Consider the following 17045-nt stretch of genomic DNA (forward strand, 5'->3'; position numbering starts at 1 on the left):
TGGTCGTCATGAACACGCACAGGGAAGCGCCGGGCAGGCCGCTCGGCAAGGCGGTGAGTCCGTCCGACGTGACACGGCTGCGTGAAATCGTCGGTGACGCACGGGTGGTGGCGCTCGGCGAGGGCGGTCACAACATCACCGAGTTCTACGGGCTCAGGGACCGGCTGTTCCGGTACCTGGTGCGGGAGTGCGGGTTCACCGGACTCGTCCTGGAGTCCGGATTCGCGGAGGGGCTCGGCGTCGACGCCTGGGTCCACGGCGGACCGGGGCGCGTGCAGGACGTCAGCAGGACGGGCATCACCTACCGCTTCGGGGAGTGCGAGCCGATGCGGCGCCAGCTGCGCTGGATGCGGCGGCACAACACCACCGGGGAGGGGACGGTCTCCTTCTACGGGATGGACCTGCCGGGATCGTCCACCTCACCGCTGTCCGCGGTCCGTGCCTGCCTCGACCGGCTGCCCGCACAGCCCGGGGACGCGGCGCTGCTGGCTCTGAGCGACCTGGGGGAGCGGTCGCGGGCGGCGGTCCGGTACGCGGCGATGGACTCCGCGGAACGAGCCCGGCTGCTCGACAGCATGCAGCGGCTGGCGCACCGTGCCCGCCGGCACGGCTCCGGCGTCCTCGCTCGGTGCGGGGCCTCGCTGGAAGCCTTCGCGGCCGAGCTGACCGGGACACCCCCTCCCGAACTTCCCTATCCGCGCGAGGAGTTCATGGCCCGGAGTGTGCGATGGGTCCTGGAGCGCGAAGCGCGTGTCGTGGTGAGCGCCCACAACTCCCATGTGCGCCGCACACCGTTCCACGGCCGCCCCACTCTGGGCAGCCTCCTCTCACCCACGCTGGGAGCGGACCTCGTCGTGGTCGGCATGACGTACGGATCCGGGCCGGAGGTCCGGTTCACCCAGCGTTCCCCGCGCCCCTTCGACTGCGACGTCACTCTCGGGCGGCGAGTGCTCGTCCCTGCGAGCGTCGAGTCCCGCCTGGAACACCTGGGGCCCCGGGCGGCCCTCCTCACCACGTGCGACGCGCCCCCCGGGTTCTTCGACGGCGTGCACGGCACCCTCGCCGGCGGCGGGCTCGATCCGGTGGACGACTTCCCGGCCGCCTACGACGCGCTGCTCCACTTCCGGCGGGTGAGCAGGACCCCCGGCGCGTTCGAGAGAACCCGCGCCGAATTCGCCGACGCCCGTTCCGCGCAGCACGAGGAGACATCCCGGTGAACAGCAGCAGCCCGCTCCGGCCCGCACGGACCGTCGACGCCTTCGAGGAGGTCGCGGGGCTCCGGGTGCCCGACCCCTACCGGTGGCTGGAGGGGGAGACGGACGAGGTGCGGCGATGGCAGCGGGAACAGGCCCGGCTCGCCACGTCGACCGCCTACCGGAACCAGGACCCCGCCGCCGTGCACGATCTGATCGAGACCTACGACGCGGGCGCCCGGCCCCCGCTGCCACGCCACGCGTCGGGCCGCTGGTTCCGTGCGGAGGGGACCGCCCTCGTCGTGGCCGGGGAACCGTACGGCCCGGGCCGTACGGTCGTCGACCTCGCCGCGTCCGGGCCGGCTGTGCTGTCGTGGTTCGCGCCCTCCCCGGACGGCCGGGTGCTCGCGCTCGGCGTCTGCACCGACGGCAGCGAGCACAACACCGTGCGGCTCGTCGAAGCGGACTCGGGGCGCCTGCTCGACGGCGCGCCGCCGCAGGTCCTGCACAGCGCGTGGGCCGGCGGGGTCTCCTGGCTGCCGGACAGCAGCGGCTTCTACTTCTTCGCCCTGACCGGCACTCCGCAGGAGTTCCGGCAGGCCGTGTACCTGCACCGGCTCGCCACGGCAGACCGTGCGGCCGCGACGGCGGTGGAGCCGGTACCGGTGGGCGCGGGCTCCCGTGAGTACACCCTCGTGCAGCTCTCCGCCGACGGCCGCTGGGCCGTCGCCAGCCACCGGGTGGGCAGCCCCGTCCCGGTCGCCGTACGCGACCTGACCCGTCCCGGAGCCCCGTGGCGGCCCTTCCTCACCGACTGCGCCGGCACCGTCGCCGGGCACATCGTCGGCGACCGCTACATCGCGGTCACCGACGTGGACGCACCGCGCGGACGGGTCGTCGCCCTCGACCTCGGCGCCGGCAATCCCCACGACCCGTCCACCTGGACGGAGTTGGTGCCCGAGGGCGAGACGGTGCTGCGGTCGCTGACCCCGGTCGGCGAACACCTCTACCTCAGCGAGTTCGACCGGACCCACGCCCGGGTGCGCGTCATCGATCACGACGGTGTCGTCACCGGAGAGATGCCGTTGCCGGGGAAGGGCGCGCTGTCCGCCCCGTTCTTCGCCCTGACCGGGCTGGCCGTGGGCCCGCCGACGGACGACTTCGTGTTCGCGTTCTCCACCCTGACCAGCTCCTGGGGCGTCTACCGGCACCGGCCGGGGGAGTCCGGCGTCGAGACACTGTCCGCACCCGCGGTCACCCTCGTCGCCGAGGTCACGTACGAGCATGCCGTCGCCGCCGACGGCACGGAGATCCCGTACCACGTGGTACGTCCGGGGGGCAGCCGTCCGGACGGGCCCGCGCCGACCCTGATCTCCGCGTACGGGGCGGCCAACGTGCCGCTGCTGCCGCAGTACCAGCCGGAGATGGCCGCGTTCGTGGCGGCGGGCGGCGTCCTCGTCCAGGCACACCTGCGCGGCGGCGGCGAGTTCGGCCGGGACTGGCACCTGGCCGCGCACCGGGAACACAAGCAGGTGCGCGACCAGGACCTGGTCGCGGTGGCGGAGCACCTGATCGGCTCCGGGCTCACCGCGCCCGGCCGGCTCGCCCTGTCCGGCGGCTCGGACGGCGGCCTCATGTGCGGGATCGCCGTCACCAGGCGGCCCGACCTGTGGTGCGCCGTGCTGCCGCTGGCCCCGCTCCTCGACCTCCTCGGCGGCATCCGCGACCCCTATCTGAACTTCGTGATCCGCAAAGCGTGGGCCGATCCCGACGACCCCGGCGACGTCCGGCGCCTGCTGGGCCTCTCGCCCTACCACCTGATCGAACCCGGCGACTTCCCCGCCGTCTACGTCCAGGCCGGGGCGGCCGATCCGCGGTGCGCGCCGTGGCACGCGCGCAAGTTCACGGCACGGCTGCAGGCGGCGCAGCGGGGGGACGCGCCGATCGTGCTGCACGTCTTCGACCAGGCGGGACACGGCGCGGCCACCTCGCCCGAGGTCGCCGTCGCGCAGGACGCCGAGTGGCTGGCCTTCCTGATCGGAGTCCTCGGCCTGGACGGAGTGCCGTCCGCCGGCCGGACGGCAGGGGTGCCCGGCGGTTCCTGATCCGGTTCCCCGGTCCGGACGGAGGCCCGGCGGGCGGGCCCGCTCAGCGGCCCGGAGCGTCTCTGAGCGCCATCAGGTGCAGCTGGAGCATGGCCGACAGACGCGCGGAGCGGTCGTCGAGGTCGATCCGGCCGACCTCGGCCGCCCGTCGCAGGCGGTAGCGGAACGTGTTGGGGTGGACGAACATCGCGGCGGCCGCCGTCGCGACGTCGCCGAACGCATCGAGCCACTGCCGCAGCGTCTCCAGGAGGTTCGTCTCGTGCGTCGCGTCGTAGGCGATGACGCGGGCGACGGCCCCGCTCGGCAGATCACCCCGCGGGACGAGGTCGGCGAGTTCGCAGAGCAGCGCCTCGACATGGATGTCGTCCAGGCGGGCGACCTGCCGCGCCGGGCCGCCCGAGCGGAGCACCCGCAGGGCCCGCTCGGCGCCGGTTCGCGAGCGGGCGAGCGCCGACGCGTCGTCCGCGTAGGGGCCCACGCCGATCAGCGGACGCAGCTGTGAGCCCACCCGGGCGAGGAACTCGGTGGCGATCCTGGCTGCCCGCTCCTCGGCCTCGTGCCGGTCCTGCGACAGCTGAGGCAGGACGCCGTAGGCGATGTCGCCGATCAGCGCCGCGGTGGCGCGTGGATGGACCGCGGCCAGGTGCATGTCGAAGGCGTCGGCGAGGCGTTTGCGTTCGGTGGCCGTGCGGGCGGGCAGCCGGTGCTCGCTCGCGGAGTCCACGACGGTGAGCGCGAGCACCACGGACGGCTCGTCCTTCAGACCGAGCCGGTGGATCGCCTCCGGGGTGCCCGGGCCGCTCTCCAGCGCCGTGGCGAGCAGCTCCGCCCGTTTGCGCCGCTCCATGTCGGCGTCGGCGCGCTGCCACACCATGTGCATCGCCACCAGCTTCGACGCCTCGTAGAGCGCCTCGCTGCGGTCCTCGCTCAACGGCTCGGACACCACCACCCAGATCGTGCCGAGGATCTCGTCCCCGGCCCGCACCGCGATCGCCGCACGCGGCAGCTCACGCGGCTGGTCCGTGCCCTCCGGCTCGGGCAGTTCGGCGACGTGCACCGGACGGTCGCTGCGGTAGATCGTCTGGAACACACCGCGCTCCTTGAGGATGCGGGTGTAGTGCTCGGGGACCTGACGGCCCAGGATCGTCTGGACCCGTGAGTGGTCCACGTCCTCCTGACGGCTGGAGAACGCGAGCAGCCGTGAGTTGCGGTCCTCGATGGTGACGGGGGCGTCGAGCAGCGCCGCGATGGCGTTGGCGACGGCGAACAGGTCACCGGACTCGATCCGGCCCGCCGCCGGCCCCTCGGGGCCGTCGCTGCTGGTGAGGGTGCGCAGCATCCCCGCCAGATGGGTCCAGGAAGCGCCGCGCGTGAAGGCGAGCAGCACCACGCCCGACGACGCGACGGCCTTCGCCAGCACGTCGTCGGCGACGACGGGCGCGCGCACCACGAGGGCCACGGCGCCGCGCTCGCCGAGCCGGGTGAGGACGCGGGCGATGTCGTCCGGCTCGCGCAGGGCGACGCCGAGGACCAGGGCCCGGTCCGGGAGTTCGGGTTCGTCGAGCGGGTCGTGGATGACGACCCCGCCGATGTCACCGGCGCGCTCGGCGTCGCCGCAGACGACGTCGAGCAGGGTGGAGCCGAGCTCCTCGAGTACCCGTCCGAGGCCGGCCCGGGGGAGTCTGGTCACAGGCATGAGCACAGCGCAGAACGTAGCGCGGAGCTGTGCGGCCGGAGTTCGTCGTACATGACGAAAGAATGCCACCCGGTCCGTCCGGCAGGACGGACCGGGTGGCACTTCGCCGGCTCAGGAGGCCGGCAGCGGCAGCCAGGTCGTCGAGGTGGTCACCTCGGCCAGGACCTCGGGGAGCGGGGAGACGCCGAGGCCCGGGCCGGTCGGCACCGTGAGACGGCCGTCCGCCAGCTGGAACGGCTCCGTGAGGTCGGTGCGGTAGTAGCGGTCGGAGGCCGAGGTGTCGCCGGGCAGGACGAAGCCGGGCAGCGAGGCGAGCGCCACGTTCGCGGCGCGGCCGAGGCCGGTCTCCAGCATGCCGCCGCACCAGACGGGCACGTCGTGCGCCGCGCACACGTCGTGGATCCGGCGGGCCTCCAGGTAGCCGCCCACCCGGCCCGGCTTGATGTTGACCACCTGGCAGGCGCCGAGGGTGAGGGCGGTCGCGGCGGCGCGGGCCGAGACGATCGATTCGTCGAGGCAGATCGGGGTACTGATCCGCCGGGCCAGTTCCGCGTGGCCGAGCAGGTCGTCCTCGGCCAGCGGCTGCTCCAGCATCAGCAGGTCGAAGGCGTCGAGCCGGGCCAGATGACGGGCCTCGCCCAGCCGGTAGGCCGCATTGGCGTCCACCTGCAGCGGAATGTCGCCGAACCGTTCGCGTACGGCGCGCACCGGCTCGATGTCCCAGCCCGGTTCGATCTTCAGCTTGATCCGCAGATAGCCGGCCTCCAGATACCCGCCGACGACGTCGAGCAGCGTCGGAACCGACTCCGTGATCCCCACCGACACCCCGCACGGCACCCGGTCGCGGACCCCGCCCAGCGCCTCGGCGAAGGACACCCCCCTGGCCCTCAGCTCCGCGTCCAGCACCGCCGTCTCCAGTGCGGCCTTCGCCATCCGGTGCCCCTTGAACGCCGCGAGCGCCGGGGCCACCCGGTGTGCGGTGGGATCCGGCACCGCGCCGAGTGCCGGGACCAGGAAGCGGCCGAGCACGTCCGCCGCACCGTGGGTGTACTGCGAGGAGTACAGCGGAGCCGTGCCCGCCCCGCACTCGCCCCAGCCCTCGGACTCCGCGCCGACCACCCGCACCAGCAGCGCCTCGCGCACGGTCTCGGTGCCGAAGGACGTGCGGAACGGGGAGACCAGGGGCACCTCGACGGTGCGCAGCTCCACTCCTTCGATCTTCATGCCGTCTCCTGTGAGGTGTCGCCGCGGTCCACCAGGTACCAGCCCGCCGGGTCGAACCCGCGGACCCGCCCGCCGTCGCCAAGCAGCCCGGCCAGCACGTCACGTACCGCGCCGCGCCAGCTCGCCGCGCAGGCGGGATCGCTCTCCCGCAGCCCTTCGATGTCCTCCGGGACGGCCACCAGGACGGTTTGTGCCCCGTGCGTGGTGCGCGCCTCCGACGGCCCGCCGCCGGGGGAGACCCCGAGCGCGACGGCCGCCCCCCGGTCCAGCGCCGCCCGCGCGTCGACCCGCCGTGGCCGGCCGGCGCACGCCGCCGCGGTGTCCTGCGCGGCCAGCGTCCACCGCACAAGGATCCGGTCGCTGTGGTCGCTCCGGTTGATCCCGTCGTCGATCGGCCCGTAGAAATCCGGCAGGTACTCGGCCGGTTCGGCGGCCAGCTTGGCGAGGTTGAAGTACGCGTTGCGCCGCACCAGCGGGTCGTACGTCCAGCAGATCTCGCCCACCCCCTGGGCCAACGCCCAGGCCCGCTGGTGCAGTTTCAGGGCGAAGCCGATGTTGCGACGCCGGGCACCGGGCAGCACCCCCGCGATGTGGCTGTGCAGGGCGCCGCGCGCGGGCGGGGAGAAGAACCCGAAGCAGGAGCCGACCAGTTCGCCCTCGTGGTACGCGCCGCTGATGTAACTGCCGGCCTTCGCCAGGGCCCGCAGCAGGTCGGCCGTCACCACCGGACTGCTCTCGCCGGTCCGCCAGATCCGCTCGTACAGGCGCCGGACGGCTTCCAGGTCGGCGACGCTGTCCAAGGTGCGGATGCCGACACCGGCGGCGCGCGCGGCGGCGTCGGCCACGGCGTACGCGGCGGCGGGGGGCGGAGAAGGGGGCTCGGCGCGGTCGTGCAGAAGGTCACTCACGTCGGTCATGGTTTCAGCCCAGTTCGTCCGGCAGCTGGTGCGGACGCACAGGATCGCCCTGGCCGCCTGGTGCGCCCGGACAGCCGCCCGGCTCCCGCAACAGCTCCGCCACCAGTGCCGTGAGCAGCCGCGTGCGCGGCACCAACTCCGCCACCAGCACGTGCTCGTCCTCCGCGTGCGCGCCGCCGCCGACCGCACCCAGACCGTCGAGGGTGGGGGTACCCACGCCCGCGGTGAAGTTCCCGTCCGAGGCGCCGCCGACGGCCACCTCGGTGAGCGGCGCCAGCCCGAGTTCCCGCGCGATCCGGCTCGCCCGGTCGAACAAGGCCTGCGAAGCCTCCAGCGGCGGACGGTTCGGGCCGCCGCGCACCTCCACCGCCGCGCCGGGCAGCTGGGCCCGCAGGCCGCGCATCGCACGGTCCACCCGGTCCTGCTCGGCGGTGTCCCAGACCCGGACGTCGATGTCGAAACGGGCCGACGCGGGCACGGTGTTGCTCGTGGTGCCCGCGGCCATACAGGTCGGCGTGACGGTGGTCCCGCGCCCCGGGTCCCCCGTCCCGGCCACCGCCATGACCTGGTGGGCGGCCTCGACCGTCGCGTTCACACCACGTTCCGGTTCGAGCCCGGAGTGCGCGGCCCGCCCGCGCACCAGCACCTCGTAGCGTGAGACCCCCTTGCGCCGGGTCTTCAGTGCTCCCCCCGGCCCCGCGGCCTCGAGCACGAGCGCGGCCGTACAGCCGTGCGCCTCCCGCTCGATCAGCTCCCTGGACGTGGGCGAGCCCGGCTCCTCGTCGCCGGTGACGAGCAGGGTGACACCGTCCAGCGGGTGCGCGGAGCCGGAATGGCCCGGGTGCGCCCCGGCCAGCGCCGCCAGTGCGTGGAACGCCATGGCCAGGCCCGCCTTCATGTCGAAACAGCCGGGGCCCCGCAGCACGCCGTCCCGGACCTCGAAAGGACGGTCGTCCAGCGATCCGACGGGCCAGACCGTGTCGTGATGCCCCAGGAGCAGGACGCGCGGGGTGCCGCCGAAGCGCCACCGCAGGTGCGTCCGGCCGTCGATGACGACGCGCTCGGTCTCGGCCCCGATCCGGGCGGCCCCGACCCGGGCCACGGTCTCCGCGCTCCGGGCCACGGCCGACAGGTCGTCGGAGGGCGACTCGCACCGCACGAGCCGCTCGATGTCGGCGAGCAGCGCGGCCTCCTGCTCCTCGGCCCCGACGGCGTTGCTTCGTACGGTACTTCGGTTCATCACGGCATGGCGATCGGGCACAGCGGACCCTCCGGTCGACGGATTTGCTCCAGCATCGTGAGCCGGGTCCTGCCGCGAGCTGTCCGTTCGGCCAAGAACGGGGCGCCGCGTTGGGCCGCGCAGATGAAATGCCGCGGAGCCGGGCGCCCGCCCGGCCGGAGCTCCGTGCGGGGCCGGTCGAGCGGGTCGTTCCGCCGCACCGGAGACCCACCAGGATTCAGTGTGATCGGAAAGCTCTTCGTCCCGCCTCGTCTCGCACATCTCCCGGGAACGAGAGCGCACCGGAGCACACGAGAGCCTCTGACCTGGATAATCGCTGTCGTCACGGACCACGGCGGACCAGGTGGACATTACATAAGCTAGGGAACATGGCCTACGAGATTCCGGTGACGCAAGCCCGGGCTGAGCTCGCCGATCTGATCAACCGCGTCGTCTACGGCGGTGAACGCGTCGTCGTGACGCGGCACGGCAAGCCGCTGGTGGCGCTCGTCTCGGCCGCTGACCTGGAGCGACTGGAGAAGGACGAGGCGGCCGCGGACGAGCAGGTGATCAGCTCGGTCTCCTCGATCGGCTCCTCGGTGTCCGCTCCCGGCGAACGGCGCCGCTTCGGCATCGCGGCGGAGCACAGGGGGCACCACGAACCGGGCAGCTGAGCGCCGTACCGGCGGCTGATGAAGCGTGCACGCCCGGGCACCACCCGTCTGCTGCGACGGGGGTGCCGGCATGCCCGGCGGAGCTGCCGGAGAGCGGCCTGCGCGGCCCGATGTCCCCGCACCCTCCGGAGTCCCGTTAACGCGCCGGAAAAACTTCGGCTCTAACGTGCACCACCTCGCCGCGATTCGGTGGCCCGCAGTTCGACGACCGCGTCGGACGCGGCCGTCGTCTCGCCGCGCCCAGGGCCGGTACTGGGCACACGACTGTGAGGTGGACGCATGCGACTGACCCCGCACGAGCAGGAACGCCTGCTCGTCCACGTTGCCGCCGATGTGGCCCGGCAGCGCAGGGCGCGCGGACTGCGGCTCAACCACCCCGAGGCGGTCGCGCTGATCACCGTGCATCTGCTGGAGGGCGCCCGCGACGGCCGCAGGGTCTCCGAGCTGATGGCGTCCGGCCGCACGGTGCTCACCAGGGACGACGTGATGGACGGGGTGCCCGAACTGATCCATGACGTCCAGGTCGAAGCCACCTTCCCGGACGGCACCAAGCTCGTCACCGTCCACGAGCCGATCGTCTGACGGGAGCCGGCACCGATGATCCCCGGAGAGATCCTCTACGCGGACGGGCCCGTGCCCTTCAACGAAGGCCGCCCCGTGACCCGCCTCACCGTGCTCAACGCCGCCGACCGGCCCGTCCAGGTCGGCTCGCACTACCACTTCGCCGAGGCCAACCCCGGACTGGACTTCGACCGTCCGGCCGCCCGCGGCCTGCGGCTGAACATCGCCGCCGGAACCGCCGTGCGCTTCGAACCCGGCGTACCGGTCGGCGTCGAACTCGTACCGCTCGCCGGACGGCGCATCGTCCCCGGACTGCGCGGCGAGACCGGAGGTGCCCTCGATGGCTGAACTCGACCGCGCCGCATACGCCGACCTGTTCGGCCCCACGACCGGCGACCGCATCCGGCTCGCCGACACCGATCTGCTCGTCGAGATCGAGGAGGACCGCTCGGGCGGCCCCGGACTCGCCGGTGACGAGGCGGTGTTCGGCGGCGGCAAGGTCATCCGCGAATCGATGGGACAGGCTCGCACCACCCGCGCCGAAGGGGCCCCGGACACCGTCGTCACCGGCGCCGTGATCATCGATCACTGGGGCGTGGTCAAGGCGGACATCGGCATCCGGGACGGCCGGATCAGCGGGATCGGAAAGGCCGGCAACCCCGACACCATGGACGGTGTCCACCCCGGTCTGGTCATCGGCCCCGAGACCGAGATCATCGCGGGCAACGGCAGGTTCGTCACCGCGGGGGCCATCGACGCCCATGTCCACTTCATCTCGCCGACCCTGATCGACCAGGCGCTCTCCTGCGGGATCACCACCCTGGTCGGCGGCGGCACCGGGCCCGCCGAAGGCACCAGGGCCACCACCGTCACCCCCGGACCATGGCACCTCGCCAGGATGTTCGGGGCACTGGAGCCCTACCCCGTCAACATCGGTCTGCTCGGCAAGGGCAACACCATGTCGCGCGAGGCCATGCACTCCCAACTGCGCGCCGGCGCACTCGGATTCAAGATCCACGAGGACTGGGGCGCCACCCCCGCCGTCATCGATGCCTGCCTGGGTGTCTGCGAGGACACCGGCGCCCAGCTCGCCATTCACACCGACACCCTCAACGAGGCCGGATTCGTCGCCGACACCCTCGCCGCCATCGCCGGGCGCACCGTCCACGCGTACCACACCGAGGGTGCCGGCGGTGGGCACGCGCCGGACATCATCCGCATCGTCTCGGAGCCGTACGTCCTGCCCAGCTCCACCAATCCGACCCGGCCGCACACCGTCAACACCATCGAGGAACACCTCGACATGCTGATGGTCTGCCACCACCTCAACCCGGCCGTGCCGGAGGACCTGGCCTTCGCCGAATCCCGCATCCGGCCGTCCACCATCGCGGCCGAGGACATCCTGCACGACCTCGGAGCCATCTCGATCATCTCGTCCGACTCCCAGGCCATGGGACGCATCGGCGAGGTCGTGCTGCGCACCTGGCAGACCGCCCATGTGATGAAGAAGCGCCGTGGAGCACTGCCCGGCGACGGGCGGGCCGACAACCGGCGGGTGCGTCGCTATGTCGCCAAGTACACCATCAACCCGGCGATCGCCCAGGGGCTCGACCGGGAGATCGGCTCGGTGGAGACGGGCAAGCTCGCCGACCTGGTGCTGTGGGAACCGGCGTTCTTCGGTATCAAGCCGCAGACCGTCATCAAGGGCGGCCAGATCGCCTACGCGCAGATGGGCGATGCCAACGCCTCCATCCCGACCCCGCAACCGGTGCTGCCCCGACCCATGTTCGGCGCGGTGGGCCGTTCCCCCGCGGCCAATTCCTTCAACTTCGTGACCGAGGCGGCCATCGGGGACGGGCTGCCCGAGCGCCTCGGGCCCGGGAAGCGGTTCGTGCCGATCACCAACACCCGAGGCGTCACCAAGGCGGACATGCGGGAGAACGACGCGACTCCGCGGGTCCAGGTCGACCCCGACAGCTTTGCCGTGACGATCGACGGCGAACCGGTCGAACCGGCACCGGCGGCCGAACTGCCCATGTCCCAGCGCTACTTCCTCTTCTGATGCGGCGCATGCGATGCCCCGGGCAGGTTGCGCGGTGAGCCGCGCCGCGCTGCTCGTCCTCGCCGACGGCCGGTTCCCCGCCGGTGGCCACGCCCACTCCGGTGGCGCCGAACAGGCCGTGCGGGCGGGACGGATCCGCAACGCCGAGGACCTCGCCGAATTCTGCCGGGGCCGCCTGCACACCACCGGGCTCACCAGCGCCGCACTCGCCGCGGCGGCCGCCCACGGCCACGACCCGCTGGCACTCGACGAGGCCGCGGACGCCCGTACCCCCTCACCCGCGCTGCGGTCCGTCTCCCGCAGGCTCGGCCGGCAGCTGATGCGGGCGGCCCGCGCCACCTGGCCCGGCCCCGGACTCGCCGCACTCGCCGCCGCCCGGCCGCGCGGCGCCCACCAGCCCGTGGTCCTCGGCCTCACCGCGCGCTCGGCGGGACTCGGACCCCAGGACGCCGCGCACTGTATCGCCTACGAAACCGTCGGTGGACCCGCCACCGCCGTCGTCCGCCTGCTCTCCCTCGACCCCTTCGAGGCCACCGCCGTCCTCGCCCGCCTCGCCCCCGAACTCGACCGGATCGCCGAACAGGCCGCCGTCGCGGCACACGGCGGCATCGACGCCCTGCCCGCCGCCTCGGCCCCGCTCCTCGACATCACCGCCGAGGCACACGCGGCCCGCCCGGTCCGCCTGTTCGCCTCGTGACCCCGCACGCATCAGGAGCCGCACCCATGCATCTCGATCACACCCAGCACGGCCCCGCCGCCGTGAGCGCCGACGCCGCCCGCCCCGACGGAACCCGTCGCGCCCTGCGCATCGGACTCGGCGGACCGGTCGGCTCCGGCAAGACCGCGACCGTCGCCGCCCTCTGCCGGACCCTGCGCGAACAGTTCTCCATCGCGGTGGTCACCAACGACATCTACACGCGTGAGGACGCCGCCTTCCTTCTGCGCCACGCCGTCCTGCCGCCCGAGCGCATCCAGGCCGTGGAGACCGGCGCCTGCCCCCACACCGCGATCCGCGACGACATCTCCGCCAACCTCGAAGCCGTCGAGGACCTGGAGGACACCGTCGGGCCCCTTGATCTGATCCTGGTCGAATCCGGCGGCGACAACCTCACCGCAACCTTCTCCAAGGGCCTGGTCGACGCCCAGATCTTCGTCATCGACGTGGCGGGCGGCGACGACGTCCCGCGCAAGGGCGGCCCCGGCGTCACCACCTCCGACCTGCTCGTCATCAACAAGACCGACCTCGCCCCGTACGTCGGCTCCGACCTCGGCCGGATGGCCCACGACGCCGCACAGCAGCGAGGACCGCTCCCCGTGGCCTTCACCTCGCTCACCTCCGAGGAGGGCGTGGGGCCCGTCGCGGACTGGGTGCGTGCGCGGCTCGCCGCCTGGACCGCATGAGCGTCCGGGCCACCGCGAGGATCACCGCCGCACTCGACGGCCGGGGCGTTACCTCGCTGCCCGTGCTGCGGGGCGACGGGCCGCTCGCCCTGCGCCGGACCCGGGCCGCCACCGGGTCCGGTACCCGGGTCACCGTCGTCGGCGCCATGAGCGCACCGCTCGGCGGAGACCGGCTCGCCGTCGAGGCCCGGGTCGGCGACGGCGCCCGGCTCACCGTCGACTCCGCGGCGGCGACCGTGGCCCTGCCGGGGCCGGGCGGTGAGGCCGCCACGTACGGGATCGAGCTGAGCGTGGGGGAGCGGGCCGGGCTGCGCTGGCTGCCCGAACAGCTCGTCTCGGCGCACGGCAGCGTGCTGCACATGACCACCCGGGTACGCCTCGCCGCCACCGCACGGCTGGTGCTGCGGGAGGAGCAGATCCTCGGCCGCCACGCCGAAGACACCGGCACCCTCGTCAGCCGCCTCACCGTGCACCGCGCGGGACGCCCGCTGGTCGACCAGCAGCTGGCGTACGGGCCGGGAGCCCCCGGCGGCTGGGACGGTGCGGCGGTCCTGGGCGGCCACCGGGCCGTCGGTCAACTCCTCGTCGTGGAACCGGCATTCGAAGAGATGCGCCCCGGCGCGCGCCTGCTGGGGGAGACCGCCGTCCTCACCCCGCTCGCCGGACCGGCCGTGCTGGTCACCGCCGTCGCCCCCGACGCGCGCCTGCTGCGCGGAGTCCTGGACCGGGCACTGGGCGAACTGCTCAGCATCCCGGTGGAGTGAGCACCGCCGGGCCGCGCCTCACGCCTTCCGGTCGTACGCCTCCAGCCAGGCGTCCTCCGCCGCATAGTCGAAGAGCTTCCTCCCGTACGCCCGCAGCATGGCGGGAAAGGCCTCCGTCCAGTCCCTGCCCTCCAGTTGCGCCGCGATCCACTCGACCGTCGCGGGCAGCGACCGCGCGTAGTCCGTGACCGGCCGGTACCCGAGCTCGCGCTCGGCGGCCGTCATGTCGTACACGATGGGATGGGCGCCGCCCCACGGGGTGCCACCGACGCCGTCCTCCCCGGGCGCGCCCGCCATCAGCACGGTCTCCGTCGCGCGGCCGAGCGCCGCGTCGACGGCCTCGCCGATCTCCGCGGACGTCGGCGCCTGCGGATCCCCGGCGTTGAGCACCCGCGAACCGGGCCGCAGGGCGGCCAGCCGGATCAGCTCGGCCACATTGGAAGCGTGGACCGGGTGGAAACGCGACTTCCCGCCGAACGCGAGCACCCGCCGGTCGCGGCCGTCCAGGAGCCGCTTCACGAAGAACAGCTCGCGCGGGGAGCGGCAGTACATCCCGTGAATCGCACCGGCCCGCAGCAGCGTCACCGGCAGCGCGTCCCCGGCCGCCAGCAGATCCTGCTCAAGCCGTATCTTCCGCGTCCCGTACGTCGCGTCGCCGGCCGGCAGGGTGCGCTGCGACTCCGGGATCGGCAACGGGTAGTGCGGAGCACCGTCGGGTTCGCCCTGGGTGTCGAAGCTGCGGCCCCGGTCGTCCTCGTACACCGCACCGCTGGAGACGACCACCGCCGATCCGATCCGGTCCGCGAGAGCGGTCAGCTGACGGGCGTGCCCACCGTCGTACGCCACCATGTCGACCAGTACGTCACAGCCGTCGCCCAGCGCCGCCGCGAGCGCCCCGTCGTCGTCCCGGTCCAGGGCCGTCGTGCGCACCGCCCCGTCCCACCGCGCGTCCCGGCCGCCGCCCCGCGAGGCGGCCGTCACCTCCCAGCCGTCCTCGACGAGCGACTGCACGGCCACCCGTCCGATCTGTCCCGTCGCCCCCAGCACCCACGCGTTTCCTTTGCTCATGGGGTCACGCTAGGGGCGGTCGGGCACCCGGGACGGCGCCGTTCACCGAGCGCGGATCCGCCGTGAGCGTCGCAGTTTCGGGAACTTCTTCGGCCGGCCGCTCTGTTCGGCCTGCGCGGCCTTCACCTTGACCGCGTACTCGTCGACGTACTCCTGGCCCGAGAGCCCCAGGATCGCGTACATGATCTCGTCGGTGACGGCCCGGACCGCGGCCTTCTGGTTCTCCAGACCGGCGTACCGGGAGAAGTCCAGCGGCTCACCGAAGCGGATGGTGACACGCCTGATGCTCGGGACGACCTGACCCGGCGGCTGGATCTCGAACGTGCCGACCATCGCGCACGGCACCACGGGCACCTGCGCCTTGATCGCCATGACGGCCACGCCCACCTTGCCCTTGTAGAGCCGGCCGTCGTGCGAACGGGTGCCCTCCGGGTAGATGCCCAGCAGCTCGCCCTTGCTCAGCACCCCGAGCCCCTCCCGGATCGCCGCCTGCCCGGCCTCCTTGCCGGAACGGTCCACCGGGATCTGCCCGATGCCGCGGAAGAAGGCGGCGGTCAGCCGCCCCTTCACCCCCGGGCCGGTGAAGTACTCGGCCTTGGCAAGGAACGTGATCCGCCGTTTGAGGATCGCCGGCATCAGGAAGTGGTCGGAGAACGACAGATGGTTTCCGGCGACGATCGCCGCGCCGTCCTCCGGGATGTGTTCCAGGCCCTCGATCCGGGGACGGAAGAGCAAGCGCAGAAGCGGCCCGATGAAGACGTATTTGAGCACCTGGTAGAACACGGGGCGGCTCCTGGGCCTCTCGTCTGGATGGTGTCCGGCTGGCCGGCGCGCTTCTTTGGGAGGGCAGCCTATGTGCAGGTGTCGTCCGCCGCAGCCGTCTTCCTGACGTAGTCCTCCACCGCCGCGTCGAGCCCGATGTCGTGCTGGGCCCGCTCGGACAGGTACCAGCGGTGTTCGAGGAGTTCGTGGTACAGCTCGGCCGCGTCCATCCGGGCGGGCACGCGGTCGCGCGCCGCGCGGACCGTGGGCCGGAAGATCTCGCGGACCCAGCGGTGGGCCAGTACCTCGGTGCGGGCGCCGTGCCGGTCGCCGGGGGCGTAGTCGTCCTGGGTGGCCATCCAGCTCTCCAGGTCGCCCAGGAGCCGTCGCGCCTGGTTCTCCTCGGCGTCCATCCCGGTCAGGCGCAGGAGCTGGCGCTGGTGATGGCCGGCGTCCACGACCTTCGGCACGAACGTGACCGTGTCCCCGTGGTCCGAGTGCGAGATCTGCATCTCGGCGACGTCGAAGCCCAGGTCGTTGAGGCGGCGGATGCGGCGCTCCATGTAATGGTGCTTGCCCGCCGGGTAGACGGAGGTGCGCGTCAGCTCCGTCCACAGTCCCTGGTAGCGCTCCTCGATCTCCACACCGAAAGCGATCGGGTCGATGGACGGATGCAGCGCCCCGGCCGCCTCCAGATCGAGCATCTCGCCGCTGATGTTGACCCGCGCCAGCTCGATGTCGTACGCGCGCTGCCCGTCGCTCAGCCGGGGGTGCAGCTCCCCGGTCTCGGCGTCCACGAGATACGCGGCGTACGCGCCCGCGTCCCGCCGGAACAGGGTGTTGGACAGCGAGCAGTCGCCCCAGGCGAAGCCCGTCAGATGCAGCCGGACCAGGAGGACGGCGAGGGCGTCCATCAGGCGGTGCACCGTGCCGGGGCGCATGGTCGTCTCGAACATCGACCGGTAGGGGAGCGAACCACCCAGATGGCGGGTGATCAGCACGGGTTCGAGGGGCGATCCGCCGGCCTCGGTCCGGCCGGTGACCACGGCGAGCGGGTCGACCGCCGGTATCCCGAGACGGTCGAGCGTACGCAGCAGCTCGTACTCGCGCAGCGCCGGCCGTTCGGCGAGTTCCTTCACGGCCACGGTCTCCTCGCCCGCCCGCGCATAGCGCACGACGTGCCGGGAGATGCCGCGGGGCAGCGGCACGAGGTACTTCTCGGGCCACTCCTCCAGGGGAATGTGCCAGGGCAGTTCGAGCAGGAGGGCCGGGTGTTCGGGGTTGGTGGCGCTGATCTGCAGAGTCATGCGGTCACAGTCCCTGGGTCGGGCGGCGGGTCCACCGTGATCGGACCCCGAAGGGGCGGTGCGGGTCAAGACCGCTGCGGGACCCGCACCGC

The 17045-nt window shown here is 72.9% G+C and carries 16 protein-coding genes; 9 read left to right on the forward strand and 7 right to left on the reverse strand.

Annotation, left to right across the window (positions count from 1 at the left end; all coding sequences use genetic code 11):
- The first annotated feature begins 8 nt into the window (after positions 1 to 8).
- Complete coding sequence (locus tag AB0D53_RS31245; RefSeq protein ID WP_362452462.1) at positions 9 to 1217, forward strand: erythromycin esterase family protein; 1209 nt, start codon at positions 9 to 11, stop codon at positions 1215 to 1217.
- Positions 1214 to 3298, forward strand: coding sequence for a prolyl oligopeptidase family serine peptidase (locus tag AB0D53_RS31250; protein WP_362452463.1), 2085 nt, complete (start codon positions 1214 to 1216; stop codon positions 3296 to 3298). Before AB0D53_RS31245 ends, AB0D53_RS31250 begins: the two co-directional genes overlap by 4 nt.
- 43 nt (positions 3299 to 3341) lie before the next feature.
- Here the strand turns inward: AB0D53_RS31250 and AB0D53_RS31255 are convergent, their stop codons facing one another.
- The 4 genes from AB0D53_RS31255 to AB0D53_RS31270 all read right to left on the reverse strand — a co-directional run bounded on the left by AB0D53_RS31255 (position 3342) and on the right by AB0D53_RS31270 (position 8375).
- On the reverse strand, positions 3342 to 4994 hold the full coding sequence (locus AB0D53_RS31255; protein WP_362452464.1) for a helix-turn-helix domain-containing protein: 1653 nt from the start codon (positions 4992 to 4994) through the stop codon (positions 3342 to 3344).
- 111 nt (positions 4995 to 5105) lie between these two features.
- Positions 5106 to 6218, reverse strand: coding sequence for an o-succinylbenzoate synthase (gene menC / locus AB0D53_RS31260; RefSeq protein WP_362452466.1), 1113 nt, complete (start codon positions 6216 to 6218; stop codon positions 5106 to 5108).
- Positions 6215 to 7135: a GNAT family N-acetyltransferase gene (locus AB0D53_RS31265; protein ID WP_362452467.1), complete on the reverse strand. Its 921-nt coding sequence runs from the start codon at positions 7133 to 7135 to the stop codon at positions 6215 to 6217. Before AB0D53_RS31265 ends, menC begins: the two co-directional genes overlap by 4 nt.
- A gap of 4 nt (positions 7136 to 7139) precedes the next feature.
- Positions 7140 to 8375, reverse strand: a complete 1236-nt coding sequence (locus AB0D53_RS31270; protein ID WP_362452468.1) for a M20 family metallopeptidase — start codon at positions 8373 to 8375, stop codon at positions 7140 to 7142.
- A 368-nt stretch (positions 8376 to 8743) separates the two neighbouring features.
- Between AB0D53_RS31270 and AB0D53_RS31275 the strand changes: the two genes are divergently transcribed.
- The 7 genes from AB0D53_RS31275 (at position 8744) to AB0D53_RS31305 (ending at position 13816) form a co-directional block, all read left to right on the forward strand.
- The gene (locus AB0D53_RS31275) at positions 8744 to 9028 is read left to right on the forward strand and encodes a type II toxin-antitoxin system Phd/YefM family antitoxin (RefSeq protein WP_362452470.1); all 285 of its coding nucleotides are present in this window, start codon (positions 8744 to 8746) and stop codon (positions 9026 to 9028) included.
- Positions 9029 to 9307: 279 nt separating this feature from the next.
- A complete protein-coding gene (locus AB0D53_RS31280) occupies positions 9308 to 9610 on the forward strand; it encodes an urease subunit gamma (RefSeq protein ID WP_362452471.1) in 303 nt (100 codons plus the stop codon).
- A gap of 15 nt (positions 9611 to 9625) precedes the next feature.
- Positions 9626 to 9937: an urease subunit beta gene (locus AB0D53_RS31285; protein ID WP_362452473.1), complete on the forward strand. Its 312-nt coding sequence runs from the start codon at positions 9626 to 9628 to the stop codon at positions 9935 to 9937.
- Positions 9930 to 11651: an urease subunit alpha gene (locus AB0D53_RS31290; RefSeq protein ID WP_362452474.1), complete on the forward strand. Its 1722-nt coding sequence runs from the start codon at positions 9930 to 9932 to the stop codon at positions 11649 to 11651. Before AB0D53_RS31285 ends, AB0D53_RS31290 begins: the two co-directional genes overlap by 8 nt.
- Before the next feature lie 34 nt (positions 11652 to 11685).
- Positions 11686 to 12348 (forward strand): urease accessory UreF family protein, encoded by a 663-nt coding sequence (locus tag AB0D53_RS31295; RefSeq protein ID WP_362452475.1) that lies wholly within the window; start codon positions 11686 to 11688, stop codon positions 12346 to 12348.
- A gap of 26 nt (positions 12349 to 12374) precedes the next feature.
- The gene (ureG, locus tag AB0D53_RS31300) at positions 12375 to 13052 is read left to right on the forward strand and encodes an urease accessory protein UreG (RefSeq protein WP_362452477.1); all 678 of its coding nucleotides are present in this window, start codon (positions 12375 to 12377) and stop codon (positions 13050 to 13052) included.
- Positions 13049 to 13816: an urease accessory protein UreD gene (locus AB0D53_RS31305; protein WP_362452478.1), complete on the forward strand. Its 768-nt coding sequence runs from the start codon at positions 13049 to 13051 to the stop codon at positions 13814 to 13816. Before ureG ends, AB0D53_RS31305 begins: the two co-directional genes overlap by 4 nt.
- Positions 13817 to 13834: 18 nt before the next feature.
- Here AB0D53_RS31305 and AB0D53_RS31310 read toward each other — a convergent pair whose 3' ends face one another.
- The 3 genes from AB0D53_RS31310 to AB0D53_RS31320 all read right to left on the reverse strand — a co-directional run bounded on the left by AB0D53_RS31310 (position 13835) and on the right by AB0D53_RS31320 (position 16953).
- A complete protein-coding gene (locus AB0D53_RS31310; RefSeq protein ID WP_362452479.1) occupies positions 13835 to 14884 on the reverse strand; it encodes an NAD-dependent epimerase/dehydratase family protein in 1050 nt (349 codons plus the stop codon).
- A gap of 42 nt (positions 14885 to 14926) precedes the next feature.
- On the reverse strand, positions 14927 to 15667 hold the full coding sequence (locus AB0D53_RS31315; protein ID WP_362452480.1) for a lysophospholipid acyltransferase family protein: 741 nt from the start codon (positions 15665 to 15667) through the stop codon (positions 14927 to 14929).
- A 68-nt stretch (positions 15668 to 15735) separates the two neighbouring features.
- The gene (locus AB0D53_RS31320; RefSeq protein ID WP_362452482.1) at positions 15736 to 16953 is read right to left on the reverse strand and encodes a DUF4032 domain-containing protein; all 1218 of its coding nucleotides are present in this window, start codon (positions 16951 to 16953) and stop codon (positions 15736 to 15738) included.
- Between the last annotated feature and the right edge of the window lie 92 nt (positions 16954 to 17045).

Origin of the sequence: Streptomyces sp. NPDC048295 (assembly GCF_040652135.1) — a bacterium.
Taxonomy (GTDB): domain Bacteria; phylum Actinomycetota; class Actinomycetes; order Streptomycetales; family Streptomycetaceae; genus Streptomyces.

What these genes read in the sequence shown, in the direction of transcription:
- AB0D53_RS31255 (WP_362452464.1), bottom strand. Translation starts at nt 4,994, where the DNA reads ATGCCTGTGACCAGACTCCCCCGGGCCGGCCTCGGACGGGTACTCGAG.
- AB0D53_RS31270 (WP_362452468.1), bottom strand. Translation starts at nt 8,375, where the DNA reads ATGAACCGAAGTACCGTACGAAGCAACGCCGTCGGGGCCGAGGAGCAG.
- AB0D53_RS31280 (WP_362452471.1), top strand. Translation starts at nt 9,308, where the DNA reads ATGCGACTGACCCCGCACGAGCAGGAACGCCTGCTCGTCCACGTTGCC.
- ureG (WP_362452477.1), top strand. Translation starts at nt 12,375, where the DNA reads ATGCATCTCGATCACACCCAGCACGGCCCCGCCGCCGTGAGCGCCGAC.
- AB0D53_RS31275 (WP_362452470.1), top strand. Translation starts at nt 8,744, where the DNA reads ATGGCCTACGAGATTCCGGTGACGCAAGCCCGGGCTGAGCTCGCCGAT.
- AB0D53_RS31310 (WP_362452479.1), bottom strand. Translation starts at nt 14,884, where the DNA reads ATGAGCAAAGGAAACGCGTGGGTGCTGGGGGCGACGGGACAGATCGGA.
- AB0D53_RS31245 (WP_362452462.1), top strand. Translation starts at nt 9, where the DNA reads ATGAACACGCACAGGGAAGCGCCGGGCAGGCCGCTCGGCAAGGCGGTG.
- AB0D53_RS31320 (WP_362452482.1), bottom strand. Translation starts at nt 16,953, where the DNA reads ATGACTCTGCAGATCAGCGCCACCAACCCCGAACACCCGGCCCTCCTG.
- AB0D53_RS31285 (WP_362452473.1), top strand. Translation starts at nt 9,626, where the DNA reads ATGATCCCCGGAGAGATCCTCTACGCGGACGGGCCCGTGCCCTTCAAC.
- AB0D53_RS31290 (WP_362452474.1), top strand. Translation starts at nt 9,930, where the DNA reads ATGGCTGAACTCGACCGCGCCGCATACGCCGACCTGTTCGGCCCCACG.
- AB0D53_RS31265 (WP_362452467.1), bottom strand. Translation starts at nt 7,135, where the DNA reads ATGACCGACGTGAGTGACCTTCTGCACGACCGCGCCGAGCCCCCTTCT.
- menC (WP_362452466.1), bottom strand. Translation starts at nt 6,218, where the DNA reads ATGAAGATCGAAGGAGTGGAGCTGCGCACCGTCGAGGTGCCCCTGGTC.
- AB0D53_RS31305 (WP_362452478.1), top strand. Translation starts at nt 13,049, where the DNA reads ATGAGCGTCCGGGCCACCGCGAGGATCACCGCCGCACTCGACGGCCGG.